This is a genomic window from Scleromatobacter humisilvae (assembly GCF_023231945.1).
Classification (GTDB): Bacteria; Pseudomonadota; Gammaproteobacteria; order Burkholderiales; family Burkholderiaceae_C; genus Scleromatobacter; species Scleromatobacter humisilvae.
Window position 1 is genome coordinate 34,433 of sequence record NZ_JAJLJH010000016.1, and the last position, 16,976, is coordinate 51,408.

General features: G+C 71.7%; 10 protein-coding genes. 4 read left to right on the top strand and 6 right to left on the bottom strand.

What is annotated here, in order from left to right:
- Window positions 1-104: 104 nt before the first annotated feature.
- Together LPC04_RS28070 and LPC04_RS28075 are read right to left on the bottom strand one after the other, a co-directional pair.
- Window positions 105-917 (bottom strand): carbon-nitrogen hydrolase family protein, encoded by an 813-nt coding sequence (locus LPC04_RS28070; protein WP_275685644.1) that lies wholly within the window; start codon window positions 915-917, stop codon window positions 105-107.
- A gap of 76 nt (window positions 918-993) precedes the next feature.
- Complete coding sequence (locus tag LPC04_RS28075; protein WP_338055493.1) at window positions 994-5,448, bottom strand: YhdP family protein; 4,455 nt, start codon at window positions 5,446-5,448, stop codon at window positions 994-996.
- Between the two features lie 60 nt (window positions 5,449-5,508).
- Here LPC04_RS28075 and glnE point away from each other — a divergent pair, with 60 nt between their 5' ends.
- From glnE to LPC04_RS28090, 3 genes are all read left to right on the top strand, one after another.
- Window positions 5,509-8,268 carry a bifunctional [glutamate--ammonia ligase]-adenylyl-L-tyrosine phosphorylase/[glutamate--ammonia-ligase] adenylyltransferase gene (gene glnE / locus LPC04_RS28080; RefSeq protein ID WP_275685645.1) on the top strand — a complete coding sequence of 920 codons (2,760 nt, stop codon included), beginning with the start codon at window positions 5,509-5,511 and terminating at the stop codon, window positions 8,266-8,268.
- Window positions 8,269-8,291: 23 nt separating this feature from the next.
- A complete protein-coding gene (locus tag LPC04_RS28085; RefSeq protein ID WP_275685646.1) occupies window positions 8,292-9,062 on the top strand; it encodes a rhomboid family protein in 771 nt (256 codons plus the stop codon).
- Window positions 9,063-9,176: 114 nt separating this feature from the next.
- The gene (locus LPC04_RS28090; RefSeq protein ID WP_275685647.1) at window positions 9,177-9,851 is read left to right on the top strand and encodes a glutathione S-transferase; all 675 of its coding nucleotides are present in this window, start codon (window positions 9,177-9,179) and stop codon (window positions 9,849-9,851) included.
- 167 nt (window positions 9,852-10,018) lie between these two features.
- Here the strand turns inward: LPC04_RS28090 and LPC04_RS28095 are convergent, their stop codons facing one another.
- The 3 genes from LPC04_RS28095 to LPC04_RS28105 all read right to left on the bottom strand — a co-directional run bounded on the left by LPC04_RS28095 (window position 10,019) and on the right by LPC04_RS28105 (window position 12,413).
- On the bottom strand, window positions 10,019-10,612 hold the full coding sequence (locus tag LPC04_RS28095) for an ankyrin repeat domain-containing protein (protein ID WP_275685648.1): 594 nt from the start codon (window positions 10,610-10,612) through the stop codon (window positions 10,019-10,021).
- A gap of 167 nt (window positions 10,613-10,779) precedes the next feature.
- Window positions 10,780-12,033: a Tle-like phospholipase domain-containing protein gene (locus LPC04_RS28100; protein WP_275685649.1), complete on the bottom strand. Its 1,254-nt coding sequence runs from the start codon at window positions 12,031-12,033 to the stop codon at window positions 10,780-10,782.
- 2 nt (window positions 12,034-12,035) lie between these two features.
- Window positions 12,036-12,413, bottom strand: a complete 378-nt coding sequence (locus LPC04_RS28105; protein ID WP_275685650.1) for a hypothetical protein — start codon at window positions 12,411-12,413, stop codon at window positions 12,036-12,038.
- 219 nt (window positions 12,414-12,632) lie between these two features.
- On the opposite strand from LPC04_RS28105, the gene uvrA reads away from it, so the two are divergent.
- Window positions 12,633-15,695 carry an excinuclease ABC subunit UvrA gene (gene uvrA / locus LPC04_RS28110; RefSeq protein WP_275685651.1) on the top strand — a complete coding sequence of 1,021 codons (3,063 nt, stop codon included), beginning with the start codon at window positions 12,633-12,635 and terminating at the stop codon, window positions 15,693-15,695.
- Window positions 15,696-15,704: 9 nt separating this feature from the next.
- On the opposite strand, the gene LPC04_RS28115 is transcribed toward uvrA, so the two are convergent.
- Window positions 15,705-16,853, bottom strand: coding sequence for a GGDEF domain-containing protein (locus tag LPC04_RS28115; protein ID WP_275685652.1), 1,149 nt, complete (start codon window positions 16,851-16,853; stop codon window positions 15,705-15,707).
- Window positions 16,854-16,976 lie beyond the last annotated feature (123 nt).

The following is a 16,976-nucleotide window of genomic DNA, read 5'->3' on the forward strand; positions in this document are numbered from 1 at the left end:
CCTCGAGTCGTTGACAGGCCGCGGCATGCGGCCCTGTCGTCCAAGCGGCAAGGCGGGTGCCCCGAGGAGCACGCGCCGATGGCCGCGCGAAGACTCGCGCCGACCTACAACCGCCGATGCCGCAACGCGGGCAACTGCATCCGCACCTGCTCGATGCGCTCGTGCGACAGGTCGGCGATCGCGAAGCCCTCGCCTTCCGCGCCGTCGAGCGCAAGCGACAGCACCTCGCCCCAAGGATCGATGACGACGCTGTGGCCGAAGGTGCGGCGGCCGTTCTCGTGCGTGCCGCCCTGCGCGGGCGCGACGACGTAGCACTGGTTCTCGACCGCGCGGGCGCGCAGCAGCAGCAGCCAGTGCGCGAGGCCGGTGGTGTAGGTGAACGCGGCCGGCACGAACAGCACGTCGCAGGGCGTGCGCATCAGCCCGCGGTACAGCTCGGGAAAGCGCAGGTCGTAGCAGACCGACAGGCCGGCGCGCCAGCCGTCGCGTTCGAAGGCCACCGGCGTGTCGCCCGGCTCCAGCACGCGGGCCTCGTCGTAGGCTTCCTTGCCGTTGTCGAACGCGAACAGGTGGATCTTGTCGTAGCGGGCCACCCGCGTGCCCTCGGGGCCGTAGACACAGCACGCGTTGCGCACGCGGTTGGGCGTGCTGGCCAGGATCGGCAGCGTGCCGCCGATGAGCGTGATGCCGTGCTCGCGCGCGGTGTCGGCCAGGAATCGCTGGATGGGGCCGTCGCCGTCGGCCTCGGCGATGGCCAGCTTGGCGTCGTCGCGCAGCCCCATCAGGCAGAAGTACTCGGGCAGCGCGATCCAGCGCGCGCCTGCCGCGGCGGCCTGGGCGACGAGGCGGCCGGCGGCGGCCAGGTTGCGATCGACGTCGGGCGTGGAGACGGTCTGGATGGCGGCGAACTTCGTCATGGAGCTTCCTTGCGTTGCCTCGAGTATCCGTCCGGCGGCGTATTCCGTCCGGCGCGCGGGGCGGGGTTTCAGCCGTTCAGGGCGCGGGCCTGGCGAACGCGGCCGAAGCCGCGGACGCCGCCTGTGCCGCCTCGTCCGCGCGTGCCGCCGAGGCCGCGGCGGCGGCGGCCGCGACCGCCGCCTTGTGCTCGACCTGGTCGACCTTCGGGTCGGCCCAGCCGCCGGTGATGTGCAGCTCGCGCGTGCCGGCCTCCGTGAGCGGGCTGCGCAGGAACAGCTGCGCAAGAAAGGTGCCGATGCCGATCACCGGGTTGATGGCCGCGTAGGCGAGCGAGGCCGCGCCGGCGTTGACCTCGGGCACGATGATCACGTCCAGGTCCTGCGTCTCGGCCTTCAGGTCGGCGCGGCCGGACATCAGCACCGCGGCGTTGGCGCTGCGCATGCGCAGGTCCTTCGTGGTGGCCACGCCGCGCTCGATCAGGACGTCGCCGGTGACGTTGTCGAACGCGAAGCCTTCGTCGAACAGGTCGCGGAAGTCGAGCGTGAGGCGGCGCGGCAGCGATTGCAGGCTCAGCACGCCCAGCAGCCGGCCGGCGCCGGCGTCGGCCTTGAGGAACTGGCCCTCGTCGATCTCGAGGCGCAGCCGGCCGGCCAGGCTCGGGTAGTCGAGCGCGAGCGGCGAGCCCGTCCACGTGACCGCGCCCGTCAGCTTGCCCTTGCCCTTCTTGAGCACCTGGCCCAGGCCGAGGCGTTCGAGGAAGGCACCGGAGTCAGCGAGCTCGAGGTCGAAGTCGAGCGCCATGTGGCGCACCGGCGCGCCGCTCCAGCGGCCGCTGCCGCTCAGCTTCGCCTCGGGGGTCGTCAGCGCGAGCTTGGTCAGGCGCCAGTCGCGCGCGCCCGACTGCAGCGTGGCGGCAACCTCCAGCTTGCCGAGGCGCTTCGCGTTGAGCTCGAAGTTCTCGACGACGATGTCGAGCGCCGGCACGGTGTTGGTCTGCGGCGGCGGCTCCTGGGCCGGCGCGCTGGCGGCGGCGTCGGCGGCGGTGGCGCCGTCCATGTCGTGGGCGTCGAGCGAGAGGCGATCCAGCCGCGCGAACAGCTGCGCGCCGCGGCTGGGCGTCTCGGGCCGGTATTCGACGACGCCCTTGGTCTGGTCGGACGCGATGTTGGAGCGCCAGACGTCGTCGCCCGCGGCCATCACGCGCGCCAGCAGCACGTCGACGTTGGTGAGGTGGCGGCCGCCGATGACCAGGTCGGGCGTCTTCAGCGCCGCCGCCGACGGCACGTAGCTGATGCCCATCTCGTCGGCGGCGTCGTGCGCGCCGGGCGCGGGCGGCGCCGCCGCGACCGCGGCGCCGGACAAGCCGCGCCAGAACGCCAGCCACGCGTCGCCGTTGAACGACGGCCCGTGCAGCAGCAGCACGCCGCCGGGCTGCAGCGGCGGCAGCGGCGCGCCGACGGCATAGGCCGCGCGCAGCGGGCGCGGCACGTCGGCGGAGCGGTCGCGCAGCACCTCGGCCTGCAGCAGCGGGCCCTGCGGCTGCGACAGCTCCACGCGCAGCGTGTCGCGCGGACGCCCCTCCTCGGTCGACATCGTGGTGGACACGCTCAGCGGCCACGCCGCGTCGGCCGGCTTGTTCAGCGGCGCGGGCAACGCCAGGCCGAGGCCCGCGAGCGGGCTCGTCAGCGCGAACTCGGTCTGGCCCTTGACGATCGCGATGCCCAGCTTGTAGCTGGCCTGGCCGCTGACGCGCGAGGCGAGGCGCGCCAGCACCGGCTCGCCCGCGACCTTGCGCAGGCCGTCCGCGCTGATCGCGCCGAGTGCCGTGAAGCGCAGGCTGCCGTCGGCCTGCGTGCCGCCGTCGAAGGTGGCGTCGCCGCCGAGCGCGCGCGCATGGCCGCCGGTGACCGTGACGCCCTTCTCGGTGAACGCGACGCGGGCGCGCGCATCGACGAGCTCGGGCGCGCCCGGCACCAGGCGCACGTCGTTGCCGGACAGCGTCAACGCGCCGTTGACGGTGGCCTGGCTGCCGCCCTTGTGCAACGGGATGTCGAGCGCGAGATCGAGGTTGGCGTCGCCGCTGGCGCTGGTGCTGGCCAGGCCGTTGTGCAGCCAGCCGGCCACCGGCGACTGCGCCACGTAGTGCAGGAAATCGGTCATCGGGCCGTCGACCTGGCCGTGCAGCGTCAGCGTCTGCTGTTCGTAGAGGTTCCTGATGCCGCCGTTGACGTCGTGCAGCGACAGGCCGTCCATGCGGCCGCTGGCATCGTGGATCTCGAGGCTGCCGCGATCGAGCACGATCTCGCCGGCCACCTGTGTGAACGCAGGCCACTGGGACGGGCCGCGCGAGCCGTCGTCCAGGCGCGGGCCGGGCACGTAGTCGAGACCGACGCCATGCACCTGGCCATCGATGCGGAACTCGCCGTCGTGCAGGCGCTGGTACGGGAAGCCGGCGAGGTCGCCGCGCACGCTGAAGCGCACGTTCTCCATCTCGCCGGACGAGAACGCGGCGGCGATGTAGCTGCGCGTCTCCGTCATGCCGGGCGCGGGCAGGTAGCGCGCGAGGCGCGCCGCGTGGGCGTGGGTCAGCACGCCCTTCAGGTCGACGCTGCCGGGAAAGCGCCGGCCGCGGCCGACCTGGCTCGCAGCCGCGGCGGCGGCCGCGCCGGGTGCCACACTCGGGCCGCTGTGCCACTGCAGTTGCAGCGCGCCCTCGGCGTCGGCGTTGGCGAAGCGCACGTCGTCGAGCGCGAGCGCGATGTCCGGCGGCTGCGCGGCGTCGCGCGCCGGGGCGATCGTCCACTTCGCGTTGGCGGCGAAGCGGTCGAACGGGATCACCGGCTCCTCGAACACGCCGGGCAGCGAGAGGCTGCCGCCGTCCAGCGACACGTGCGCCGTGCCGCCGCGCTCGCTCGCGTCGACGCTGACGCTGGCGTTGTGCCAGCCCGGGCGTCCGCTGCGACCGCCCTCGGGGATCGCGCCGGCCGCCATCGAGAAGCCATCGACGGCCGCGTTGACCCGGTACAGCCGCGGCGCGGCCAACGGGCCCGTCCAGTGCGCGTCGAGCCGGCGCACGACGCCCTCGGGCTGGAAGTCGGCGAGCCACTGCTGCGCGAGCGGCGGCAGCGGCAGCGCGGCGGCGAGGCGGCGCATCAGCGTCAGGTCGAGGTGATCGGCGGACAGCTCGCCGCCGGTCACGGGATCGAGGTCGTCCCAGGGCACCTTGCCGCTGGCCGACGACGCCCTCGGCGGCGGCGGCACCGCGCGGCCCTCGGCCTGCGCGATCGCCTTCTCGCGCGTGTAGCTGACGTAGGCGTGCCGCCCGAGCCGCTCGACCACGCTGCGCTGCGCCTGCTGCCACGACAGGCGCACGTCGCTCGCGGGCCAGGCCACGCCGGCGGCCGTCTCGAAGCCGAAGTGCTCCGCGGTGACCGTGACGCCGGCCGGGTCGCGGCTCGCGGTCAGGCGCCCGCCCGCGTGCGCGATCGCCAGCGGCTCGACGCTGGACGCCAGGCGCACGCCGACGCCATTGAGCTGCACGTCCGCGGTGGCGCTGCGCCAGTGGTTGTTCTGGAAGTCGAGCCACAGGCGCAGCGAGCCCTGGCCGCCATCGAGCTGGAACGGCAGGTCGACGTGGCGCTTCAATTGCGCGACGTCGCCGCGCGGCAGGTCGGCGTAGAGCGTGCCGGTCCAGCGGCGCCAGTCGCCGGCATACGAGAACAGCGGCTGGCGCGTGCGCGCGCGCAGCGTGAAGCGGTCGCCCCAGTCGGCGGGCGGCGTGGCGTCGACGCGCATGTCGTGCGAGCGCAGGCCGTTGCGCAGCACGATGTCGACGTCGGTGAGCTCGAGCGCGGGGGCGTTGCGCTGCTCGTCGATCCAGCGCACGGCGCCGCGGCGCAGCACGAGTTCTTCCTGGCTGAACAGCCAATCCAGCGTCGCGGCCTCGTTGGCGCTGGAGACGGTGGCGCGCGCCGCGAGCGCGAGGCCGCCGACGTGCACGTGGCCGGCGGCGTCGCGCCGCACCAGCAGGCGCGCGTCCTCGATGTAGAGCTGGGCCAGGCGAGGCGACATCACCAGCAGCGACTTCGGCGACAGCGCGGCGGAGACGCGCGGCAGCCGCAGCGCCTCGGCGCCGGACGGGTCGGCGAAGACGACGTCGCGCAGGTCGACCGCGGGTATCCACGAAGACGATCGGACGCTGATGTGGCCGATACGCACCGGAACCCCTATCGCGCGGCTGGCATGGCGTTCTATCTCAGGGCGCCAATCCTCGATGTGCGGCAGAATCCCCCACTGCAGAGTCAACCACGCGAGCACGAGCAGGCACAGCACGGACAAGCCGGCGTACACCAAGGTTTTCCAGGCCAGTTGAAGCCCGCGCCGCCACGGCATGAAGCGCAGCCGTCTGACGACTGGATCGAAAAATGCGCTCAGTTGCAATTCCATGAAAAGTTCGGCACGGGGTGGCAGCGCCCCAGACCACAGTGTAGGTGGGCAAGACCGGCGCCAATCCGGGCGGCAGAGGGTCATTGTTGCCCTCAGTTCCCGCGAACTTTTCGTAACGCGCCGCGCGACGGCGGGGCTGGCGACGTGAACGCACCCGGAATCCCGCTTCCCCTCGCGCGTGGCCAGGCCAAGGCGGCGCACAGCCGCTTCGTCCAGCGCGTGCGGCGCCGCTACGCCGACATGCTGGGGCGCCTGCCGGACGGCCTGCCCGACTTCGCGACCATCACGGCGCTGATCGCGGCGCTCGAGGCCGAAGGCATGCCCGTGATGCGCGCACTGCGCATCGCGCGCCAGCTGGTGCTGGAACGGCTGGCGGTGCTCGACATCGAGCAGCACGCCGACCAGGCCGAGGTCACCGCCGCGATGACGCACCTGGCCGAGGCCACGCTCGAGCGCGCGCACGCGCAGGCGCTGGCCGACATCGATCCGCGCTGGGGCGTGCCGCGCAACGCGGCCGGCGAGAAGGTCGAGTTCTGGATCGTCGGCATGGGCAAGCTGGGCGCGCGCGAGCTCAACGTCTCGTCCGACATCGACCTGATCTACGTCTACGAAGAGGAAGTGACCACCGACGGCGAGAAGCCGGTGAGCGCGCAGGAATACTTCGGCCAGATGGCGCGCCGCATGTACGCGCTGATCGGCGACGTGACCGACGACGGCTTCGTGTTCCGCGTCGACCTGGCCCTGCGGCCCAACGGCAACTCGGGGCCGCCGGTGGTGAGCCTGGCGATGCTGGAGGAATACTTCCTCGTGCAGGGCCGCGAGTGGGAGCGCTTCGCGTGGCTCAAGAGCCGCGTCGTCGCGCCGCGCGCCGCGGTCACCTCGGGCCGCGCGCTGGCGCTGCGCTCGCTGGTGACGCCGTTCGTCTACCGGCGCTATCTCGACTACGGCGTGTTCGAGGGCCTGCGCACGCTGCACCACAAGATCCGCGAGGAGGCGCAGCGCCGCGCCGCCGGCCGGCCCGAGCGTGCCAACGACGTCAAGCTGTCGCGCGGCGGCATCCGCGAGATCGAGTTCATCGTGCAGCTGCTGCTCGTCGTGCGCGGCGGGCAGTTCCCCGAGATCCGCACGCGCTCGACGCTGAAGGCGCTCGACAGGCTGCGCGCCACCGGCCTGATGAAGGCCGAGACGGCGGAGAAGCTGCACGAGGCCTACGTCTTCCTGCGCCGCATCGAGCACCGCATTCAGTTCCTCGACGACCAGCAGACGCACCTGCTGCCCACCAACGACGACGACCTGCGCTGGATCGCCGCCAGCCTCGGGCTGTCCTGCGGCAAGAACGCCTGCGAGCTGCTCGACCGCCTCGGCGAGACGCGCGAGTTCGTCTCCACCGAGTTCGACACGCTGCTGCACGACGGCCGCGCGCCGCCGCCGCGCAACAGCGGGTGCCGCAACGGCAGCTGCAGCGCGCCGCAGGCGCAGCTCGAAAGCGAGACCTGGCTCGACCGGCTGCCGCCCGAACTCGGCGAACGCGTGCGCCGCTTCTCGGAGAACCCGCGCGTGCAGAACCTGCGCGAGGAAAGCCGGCTGCGCATCGCCAAGCTGGTGCAGCGCGCGGTCGACGAGATCCGCTCGGGCAACTGCTCGGTCGACGCCGCCACGCGTTTCGTCGACTGGATCGAACCGCTGCTGCGCCGCGAGAGCTACCTCGCGCTGCTGGTCGAACGCCCGAACGTGCAGCGGCGCCTGCTGCGTCTGCTCGGGCTCGCGCGCTGGCCGGTGCGCTACCTGATGCTGCATCCGGGCGTGATCGACGAGCTCGCCGACGAGCGCACGATGATCGAGCGCTTCGACCCGGCCGCGCTCACCGCCGAACTCGAGAGCCGCCACGAGGCCTGGAAGCGCTCCGGCGAGGCCGACGAGGGCGCGCTGCTCGACACGCTGCGGCGCGCGCACCACGCCGAGATCTTCCGCACGCTGGTGCGCGACGTCGAGGGCCGCATCACCGTCGAGGCGGTGGCCGACGAGCTGTCCGCGCTGGCCGACACCATCCTGCAGCGCAGCCTGGACTGGGCCTGGGGCCACCTGAAGAAGCGCCATCGCGACGTGCCCCGGCTGGCCGTGATCGCCTACGGCAAGCTGGGTGGCAAGGAGCTGGGCTACGGCAGCGACCTCGACGTCGTCTTCCTCTACGACGACGCTGGCGAGGCCGACCCGTACCAGGCGCAGGAGGTCTACGCCGCCTTCGTGCGCAAGCTCATCACGTGGCTGACGCTGCGCACCGCGGCGGGTGAACTCTTCGACATCGACACCGCGCTGCGGCCCAACGGCAACTCCGGCCTGCTCGTGACCTCGATCGAATCGTTCGAGCGCTACCAGCGCGGCCGCGGCAGCAACACCGCGTGGACGTGGGAGCACCAGGCCATCACGCGCGCCCGATTCTGCGCCGGCGACGCCGAGCTCGGCGAGCGCTTCGAGGCCACGCGGCGCGCGGTCATCGAGGCCGAGCGCGACGCCGAGGCGCTGCGCCAGGAGATCTCGGCGATGCGCCAGAAGGTGCGCGACGCGCACCCGCAGCGCGACACGCGCATCGACCCGAAGCATTGCGCGGGCGGCCTGATGGACATCGAGTTCGCCGTGCAGTACCTCGTGCTCGCGCATGGCCGCACGCACCCGGGCCTGCAGGACAACCTGGGCAACATCGCGCTGCTCAAGCGCGCCGAGGAGGCCCGCCTGCTCGATGCCGGCATCGGTGCCGCGGCCGCGGACGCCTACCGCGAGCTGCGCCGCGCGCAGCACCGCGCGCGCCTCGACGAACAGCCCACGCTGTTTTCCGAGGAGACGCTGGCGCCCGAACGCGCCGCCGGGCGCGCGCTGTGGCGCGCCGTGTTCGGTCCGGGCGCGTGAGTCGCCTCTTCAGAATCGACGGCATGGCCTGGGTCGTGCTGAGCGGACTCTTGTGCCTGGGCGCCATCGCCGTGACGATGGTCTCGGCCGGCGGCGCCAGCGCGCTGGACTGGCAGCCCGCGTTCGGCCTGCGCGAGCCGTGGCGGCTGTGGACCTGCGCGTGGGTGCACGGGAGCCTGGCGCACCTGCTCGTCAACGTGGCGGGTGGCGCGGTCGTCGCGTTCGTCGGCTGGCGGGCGCGCCTGCCCCCCGCGGCGGCCGCCGCCTGGTTCGTCGCCTGGCCCGGCACGCAGGTGCTGATGGCCGCGATCGGCAGCGAGCGCCTGGCCGCGGCGATGCCGCACTACTTCGGGCTGTCGGGCGTGCTGCACGCGGGCGTCGTCGTGCTGGGGCTGTCGCTTGCGTGGCCGCCCGTGCGGGCGCGCTCGCACGCGGCACCGCGAGAGGACGCCGCCTTCGTCGCCACGCGCGCCTCGGCCATCGAGCCTTCGCGCATCACCGACGGCCCGTGGGCGATGACGGAGCTGGGCGCGTCGACGGCGCTGCCCGTCTCGACGCTGGACGCGCCCCCGACGCCGCCCGCCGACGCACCGCCGCTGGGTGAGCGCTGGATCGGCGTGGCGATCCTCGCCGGCACGCTGGCGAAGGGGGTGTCCGAAGCGCCGTGGGATCTCGCGCCGCGCGCCAGCGAGGCCCTCGGCATCGCCGTGGCGCCGATCGCGCACGCCTGCGGGATCGTCGCGGGCCTGCTCGCCTGGGCCGTGCTGCGCCTGCTGGATCGCCGCGCCCGCTGAGCCTGTCACGCAGGCGGCACGACGCCGCCGTCGGCCCGCCTACACTGGCGCCCACACCGTCAGCGGCGGCGCCGTCAACGCCTGTCCAGCCCGTCACGCCCTTCAGGAAACGCCATGATCACGCTCAGCGGATTCACGCTCTCGAACTACTACAACAAGGTCAAGATGGTGCTCATCGAGAAGGGCATCCCGTTCGTCGAGGAGCGTTGCGCCATGGGCGGCGACAAGACCGAGGAGATGCTGATGTGCTCGCCGCTCGGCAAGGTGCCCTACATCCGCACCGAGCACGGCTCGCTGTGCGAGAGCGAGGTGATCGTCGAATACCTGGAGGCGCTGCATCCCCAGCCGCCGCTGATGCCCGCCGACATCTGGGGCCAGGCCAAGGTGCGCGAACTCGTCACCTTCGTCGAACTGCACCTGGAACTGGTGGTGCGCGAGCTCTACCCGGAGGCCTTCTTCGGCGGCAAGGTGAGCGACGGCAACAAGGCCCGCATCGAGAAGCTGCTCGCCCGCAACATCGCCGCCTTCCAGCGCCTGGCCAAGTTCGGCCCGTACCTGGCCGGCCCCGACTTCGGACTCGCCGACTGCGCCGCCTACGTCAGCCTGCCGCTGGTCGCGCTCGGGACGAAGGTGATCTACGGCGACGACATGCTGCAGGCCGCGGGCATCGACTGGAAGAGCTACATCAAGCTGATCGAGCAGCGCCCGAGCGCGCAGAAGGTGACGGCGGATCGCAAGGCGGACCAGGCCGCGTCGGTGGCGGCGCGGGCGGCCGCGGCGGCGAATTGAGCGCACTCCCAGTGTCCCGTCCCGAAAATACGCAGCCTGCGGATTCGACCCGGCTTCGGCACGCAAGCAGGACGTGCGGTGAGGAGTTGGATTGACCCACGTGTGGGTCGAACTGCTGCGGGGCGGGCCCAAACGGGCCGATCGCGGCGTATTTCCGCGACAGGACACTAGTTCCTCAGGGGCGGCAGCGCGATGCCCTTGTCCTTCAGGAACTGCCAGACCTTGAGCTTGTAAGGATAGAGCGGCGAATCCGGCGACGGGTATCGCAGGCTCAGCGCCTTGGACAGCGGCTGCCGCGTGTCGCCGTGTTCGTAGTCCCAGGCCGCGCCCAGCTCGAGCAGGGCCCACACCATGTCCCAATCGGCCGACATGGCCACGTTGGTGATGAACGGATCGCCGCCGCGATCGACCGTGTCGAGGTTCGCGCCGAGCGACTTCATCAATCCCAGGCCCGCGGCGTCATGCGCCAGGATCATCTGCATCAGGACGGGATTGCCATCCGGCTGGCGCGTGTCCGGGTCTCCGCCGCCCTTGATGACCGCGACGAGAATGTCGCGCCCATGGGGATGCGCGAGGTAGCTCCTGGCCGCCAGGCTCACCGGGCCGTTCCGGTCCTGCGCCTTCGCGTTGGCCAAGGCACCCTGGGCGAGAAGCGTGTCGACGGCCTCGAGATCCTGGAGGTCGACCGCGATCATCAGCGGCGTGACGTCGAACTTTCCCTTCGCGTTCACGTCGGCGCCCGCCAGCAGGGCGCGTTGCATGGCCGCTCGATCGTGGTCACGGATGGAGAGTTCGAGCGCCGCCTGTGGGCCGGGGTCGAAGAACGTCGTGTGTGATGGCATGGCGAAAGAGCTGGGGGTGGCGAGGGCGGCGGCCGCCGCGATGAGGAAGGTGGCGAGCCGGCCCGGCCGCCACGACGCACGGTCGATCATCCGCATTGCTTCATGAACTCCTGCAGGCGCTGGCGGTCGCCCACCGTCGACGTCTCGAGCGCGTCGAGCACGACGCCCATCTTGTGCTGCGCCAGCTTGCCCAGCCTCGGCTGGTCGCTGCCGGCGCCCAGCAGCTTGCCCGGGAGGGTCATGCTGCCGCCGATCACTTCCTTTGATCCGGCACGCACGGCGGGAAAGAGCTGGACGACGCCGCCCGAGTCGTAGGCGGCCTGCATGTCGTCGATGTGAGCGAGGAGTTCGCCCATGTAGGCTTGCTTGTCGCCGGCGAACTCCGGGTCGTCGGCGCCCCGCATGGCCGGATTGCGCACCTTGATGTTGATCGGATTCAGTCCGGGGCCCTGGCCCGCCAGCTCGCGCTGGAGAAAGCGCGAATTGATGATGTTCTGGCCAGGGTCGGTCGTCGTGTTCATGAACGTGAGGAAGTCGCCTTCGGAGCTGAAGGCCTTGGTGCGCGCGGTCAGGCTGTCGAAGTCCGTCTTGCCGCTCCATGCCAGCATCTCGGCCGGCGCGCCGGCCGAGTTGAAGAGCCGAACTTGCGACAAGTCGCTCATCAAGCCGCCCTGCTGCGCGAGGCCGCCTCCCTTCGAATAGCCGGCGATGTCGAACATCTGGTCGTTGGCAGCGAGCTTGGACGTGAGGTTGCGCATCGCCTGGTACTGAGGCGTGTCGATGCCCAGGCCATTGCGGATGTTGGCCTGCCAATCGACGAGGCTGTCTGGCTGCGTATCGCGCGGGACCAGGATGACCTTGCCCGTCCCTTCGTCGCGGTACAGCGCCGCCCGGAACCCGGTGTCGTCGTTGCGAAGGTCCGTGTCCTTGATCGTTCCCGGCGGCACGCCGAGCGTGGCGTTGAGCCGCTGCGCTTGCATCGGCAGACGCGTCAGGCAGGGCTTGGCCGACGGCACGTCGCCGGGCTTGTCGCCCAGCTCGTTCATGTCCGCCGCCGCCCGCGCCGACGGCAAGGCCTCGCGATAGCGATCGAAGCGCTGCACCACGGGCGCCAGCGCCCGGGCCTGCTGCGCGCAATCGCTGTTGACGCGACCGCTGGGTGCGCCGGACGCGGCGCCGGGAGCCGATGCGGCGTTGACGGGCCCGCGCCGGCCCGTCAACACGGCGATGCGCGCCGAGCTGGCCTGCGACAGCTCGTCGTCCTTGGCGTGATCGGCCCGGCAGCAGGCCGCGCAGGGCGCCTTCGCCGACGCCGACGACGCGCGGGAGAAGCAGCCCATGGTCAGCCCTCGGCGCCGCGCGGGCGCGTCAGGTCGGGGATGTCGAAGGCCGAGAAGCGCAGCAGGCCGCGCTCCGACAGGAACAGCTTCATGCTGGTCTCGGGCTGGCTGGACTGGCGCACCGCTTCGGCGGCGCGCGTCGCGTCCACGCCCAGCGTCGCGCAGGCGAGCAGGAAGCACATGAACAGCGCGGCGTCGTGCTCGGTGGCGTCGCGCAGCTTGGGCCAGTGCGGCGCCCAAACCGAGGTGCGCAGCGTGGTGTCCAGCGCGGCCTGGCGGTAGGCGGGGACGGCGGTCTGGTCGCGGATGAACTCGGCGACGCGGGAGAAGAAGTGGGCCTGCGTGATCGCGGCCATCTGGGCGGTATCGAAGTGCAGCATGTCGACATCGGGTGGGATTTCGGATGTCGTCCATGTTCCGGCGCCCGGCGAAAACACCCGGCGGCATTCGGCGCGATTTCGAGGCCGTTTGCCGCGCTCGGCGATTTCGCGGTGGATTGCCGGCGGATCGCGCACAGCGGCCCTGTGTCGGCCCGCGGCCTGGAAAACGTGCAAGGGCTTGACGGCTTGTTTATCATGGTCGGTTGCCTGCCGTTTGCCATGCCATCCTCCAAGACCTCCGCTCCCGCCGCCAAGAAGACCCGCGAAACCCGCGCCAAGGCCCCTGACGCCGCCACACCGCCGCGGGCCGGAGACGGCGCCGAGCGCTACCTCGGCAGCGCCGTGCGCGAGCCGCGTTCGGACGCCGAGCTCGAGCGCGCGCTGCGCATCGCGCGCCCGGACGCCCACGCGATCCGCGTGCGCGGCGCGCGCACGCACAACCTGAAGAACATCGACCTCGACATCCCCAAGCACGCGCTGGTGGTGATCACCGGCCTGTCGGGTTCGGGCAAGTCCAGCCTCGCGTTCGACACGCTCTACGCCGAGGGCCAGCGCCGCTACGTCGAGAGCCTGTCGGCGTACGCGCGCCAGTTCCTGCAGCTGATGGACAAGCCCGACGTCGACGTGATCGAGGGCCTCGCGCCGGCGATCTCCATCGAGCAGAAGGCCACCAGCCACAACCCGCGCTCGACGGTGGGCACGGTCACCGAGATCCACGACTACCTGCGCCTGCTGTTCGCGCGCGCCGGCACGCCCTACTGCCCCGACCACGACCTGCCGCTGGCCGCGACGCCGGTGGCGCAGATGGTCGACAACGTGCTCGCGCTGCCGGAAGAGACCAAGCTGATGGTGCTGGCGCCGGTCGTGCGCGACCGCAAGGGCGAGTTCACCGAGCTGTTCGCCGACATGCAGGCGCAGGGCTACGTGCGCTTCCGCGTCGACGGCGCGATCGTCGAGGCGAGCGACCTGCCCACGCTGAAGAAGACCGAGAAGCACGACATCGACATCGTCATCGACCGCCTGAAGACGCGCGACGACGCGCGCCAGCGCCTGGCCGAGAGCTTCGAGGCCGCGCTGCGCATCGCCGACGGCCGCGCCATCGCCTACGAGATGGACACCGGCGCCGAGCACCTGTTCTCGGCCAAGTTCGCGTGCCCGATCTGCAGCTACTCGCTGCCCGAGCTGGAGCCGCGGCTGTTCTCGTTCAACTCGCCGGTGGGCGCGTGCCCGAGCTGCGACGGCCTGGGCCAGGTCGTCGCGTTCGACCCCGACCGCGTGGTCGCCTTCCCGACGCTGAGCCTGGCCGCCGGCGCGGTCAAGGGCTGGGATCGCCGCAACGGCTACACGTTCTCGATGCTCGAGAGCGTGGCCGCGCACTACGGCTTCGACGTCGACGCACCGTTCGAATCGCTGCCCGAGGCGGCGCGCGCAGTGCTGCTCAACGGCTCGGGCGACGAGAACATCGAGTTCACCTACACGTCCGAGGGCACGGGCAAGACGAAGAAGCAGACCGTCGTCAGGCGCGCACATCCGTTCGAGGGCATCCTGCCGAACTTCGAGCGCCGCTTCAAGGAGACGGATTCCGCAGCGGTGCGCGAGGATCTCGCGCGCTACCAGGCCGCGCGCGCCTGCCCGTCGTGCCACGGCACGCGGCTGCGGCGCGAGGCGCGCAACGTGTTCCTCGTGGGCACCTCGTCGGCCCGCAAGCCGATCTACGAGATCGAGCACTCGACGCTGTCGGACTGCCTGTCCTATTTCGAGCAGTTGCACCTCGAGGGCTCGCGCGCCGACATCGCCGACAAGGTCGTGCGCGAGATCCGCAGCCGCCTGACCTTCCTGAACAACGTCGGCCTGAACTACCTCAGCCTCGACCGCAGCGCCGACACCCTGTCCGGCGGCGAGGCGCAGCGCATCCGGCTCGCATCGCAGATCGGCTCCGGCCTGACGGGCGTGATGTACGTGCTGGACGAACCGTCGATCGGCCTGCACCAGCGCGACAACGACCGCCTGATCGCCACGCTGCGCCACCTGCGCGACCTCGGCAACTCGGTGCTGGTGGTGGAGCACGACGAGGACATGATCCGCGCCTCCGAGTACTGCATCGACATGGGCCCGGGCGCCGGACGCCACGGCGGCCAGATCATCGCGCAGGGCACGCCGGACGAGGTCGCGGCCAATCCGGATTCGCTCACCGGCAAGTACCTGTCGCGCGTGCTCAGCATCCCGGTGCCGGACGAACGCCACCCATGGCGCGACGAGCCCGAGGACGACGACCCGCAGAACGCGGCGCGCCTGCGCGTGCGCGGCGCGCGCGGCAACAACCTCAAGGGCGTGACGGTCGACATCCCCGTCGGCCTGCTGACCTGCGTGACGGGCGTGTCGGGCTCGGGCAAGTCCACGCTGGTCAACGACACGCTCTACACCGCCGTCGCGCGCGAGCTGTACGGCAGCCACGCCGAGGCGGCCCCGCACGAGGCCATCGAGGGCCTGGAGGCCTTCGACAAGGTCATCAACGTCGACCAGAGCCCGATCGGCCGCACGCCTCGTTCGAATCCGGCCACCTACACGGGCCTGTTCACGCCGATCCGCGAGCTGTTCGCCGAGGTGCCGGCGGCGCGGGAACGCGGCTACGGGCCGGGGCGCTTCAGCTTCAACGTGTCGGGCGGCCGCTGCGAGAGCTGCCAGGGCGACGGCGTGCTGAAGGTGGAGATGCACTTCCTACCCGACGTCTACGTGCCCTGCGACATCTGCCACGGCAAGCGCTACAACCGCGAGACGCTGGAGGTGCTCTACAAGGGCAAGCACATCGCGCAGGTGCTGGAGCTGACGGTGGAGGACGCGCTCGAGTTCTTCAACGCGGTGCCCAACATCGCGCGCAAGCTGCAGACGCTGCTGGACGTGGGCCTCGGCTACATCACGCTGGGCCAGAGCGCGACGACGCTGTCCGGTGGCGAGGCGCAGCGCGTCAAGCTGGCGCTCGAGCTCTCCAAGCGCGACACCGGCCGCACGCTCTACATCCTCGACGAGCCGACGACGGGCCTGCACTTCGCCGACATCCAGCTGCTGCTGACCGTGCTGCACCAGCTGCGCGACGCCGGCAACACCATCGTCGTGATCGAGCACAACCTGGACGTCATCAAGACGGCGGACTGGGTGATCGACATGGGCCCCGAGGGCGGCGCGGGCGGCGGCGCCGTGGTGGTCGAAGGCACGCCGGAGGACGTCGCGGCCTGTGCGCAGAGCCACACCGGGCGCTACCTGGCGCCCTATCTCGCCGGCTAGGCTTGCAGCTCAGCCCGCGCTGACGACGCGGTCGCGTCCGGCGTCCTTGGCCTGGCGCAGCGCCGCGCCGGCGCGATCGAGCAGCGCCTGCGGCGACTCGCCGTCGCGCGCTCGCGCCAGGCCGACCGACAGCGTCACGCGCTCGGCCTCGTCCTGATCCGGCCGGCGGATGCGCGCACTGCCGATGTGCGCGCGCACGCGGTCGGCCAGCACCAGCGCGGCGGCGGCGTCGAGCCTGGGCGCCAGCAGCCCGAAGGCCTCGCCGTCGACCCGGGCGAGCGTCGCGCCCTGCGGCACGAGCGTGCGCAGCGCCTCCGCGACCGCCTGCAGCACCTGGTCGCCGAAGTCGCGGCCGTGGGCCTCGTTGATGCGGCCGAAGTGGTCGATGTCGGCGAGCAGCAGCCAGGCGCCGCGCGCGTCGGCACCGGACGCCGAGCGGCTCGCCGCTGCGGCCCGGGCGGCGTCGATGGTGGCCTGGGCATGGCGCGCGCCGGCGGCCGGCGTCGGCAGTTGCGGGGCCGCGAGGCAGGCGGCCAGCGCCTGGTCGAAGGCGCGCCGGTTGGACAGGCCCGTCAGCGAGTCGCGCAGCGATTCCTCGCGCGCGCGGCGCACCTCGTCGCGCAGGCGCTCGATCTCGCGCCGGCTGTCGGCCAGGCGCTGCTGCAGGCCGCCGATCTGGCTGCGCATGGTGCCGGTGTCGGCGATGACCTCGGCGACGACGTCGGCCAGCTTGCGCGGAGCCGGGCCGTTGCGGGCCACGCCGGGGCTGCTGTCGGCCTGGATACCCCTGACCGTATCGCCCTGCACCAGCGCGACGGCCAGCTGTGCCAGCGATGCGCTGTAGCGCGCGGCGTGGGCGCCGGCGGCGCCGGCCGATTCGCCGATCCCGCCGAGCACGCGCTGCATCTGGTCGACCATGCGCTGGGCGGCCTCGGGATCGACGTCGGCCACGTGGCGCTTGAACAGCGCGTGGGTGGCGAACTCGTCGAGCGCGCCTTCGCGCGCCAGGTGCTCGTCGATGGCGGCGCGCAGCGGCGGGTTCGTCTGGGCGACGTAGTCGAACCAGACGGCATAGCTCACCGGATGCAACCCGGCCCGCTGGCGCGACATCCACGGCAACGCCTGGCGCAGCAGCTCCGTGCTGCGCTCGATGCTCATTTCGTATCTCAATCGGACCTCAACAACGATGTTTATAAAGGGCCGGCCTCATCCACGTCGCCGTGACGGGCCGCACTCCTGTCGTGCATTCTGCCTGCGCGTCACAGCTCGTTACCCGACGTC

Excerpts from the sequence above, each read along its gene's own strand:
- LPC04_RS28115 (WP_275685652.1), bottom strand. The coding sequence starts at position 16,853 with ATGAGCATCGAGCGCAGCACGGAGCTGCTGCGCCAGGCGTTGCCGTGG.
- LPC04_RS28075 (WP_338055493.1), bottom strand. The coding sequence starts at position 5,448 with ATGACCCTCTGCCGCCCGGATTGGCGCCGGTCTTGCCCACCTACACTG.
- LPC04_RS28095 (WP_275685648.1), bottom strand. The coding sequence starts at position 10,612 with ATGCAACGCGCCCTGCTGGCGGGCGCCGACGTGAACGCGAAGGGAAAG.
- uvrA (WP_275685651.1), top strand. The coding sequence starts at position 12,633 with ATGCCATCCTCCAAGACCTCCGCTCCCGCCGCCAAGAAGACCCGCGAA.
- LPC04_RS28105 (WP_275685650.1), bottom strand. The coding sequence starts at position 12,413 with ATGCTGCACTTCGATACCGCCCAGATGGCCGCGATCACGCAGGCCCAC.
- LPC04_RS28100 (WP_275685649.1), bottom strand. The coding sequence starts at position 12,033 with ATGGGCTGCTTCTCCCGCGCGTCGTCGGCGTCGGCGAAGGCGCCCTGC.
- LPC04_RS28085 (WP_275685646.1), top strand. The coding sequence starts at position 8,292 with ATGGCCTGGGTCGTGCTGAGCGGACTCTTGTGCCTGGGCGCCATCGCC.
- LPC04_RS28070 (WP_275685644.1), bottom strand. The coding sequence starts at position 917 with ATGACGAAGTTCGCCGCCATCCAGACCGTCTCCACGCCCGACGTCGAT.
- LPC04_RS28090 (WP_275685647.1), top strand. The coding sequence starts at position 9,177 with ATGATCACGCTCAGCGGATTCACGCTCTCGAACTACTACAACAAGGTC.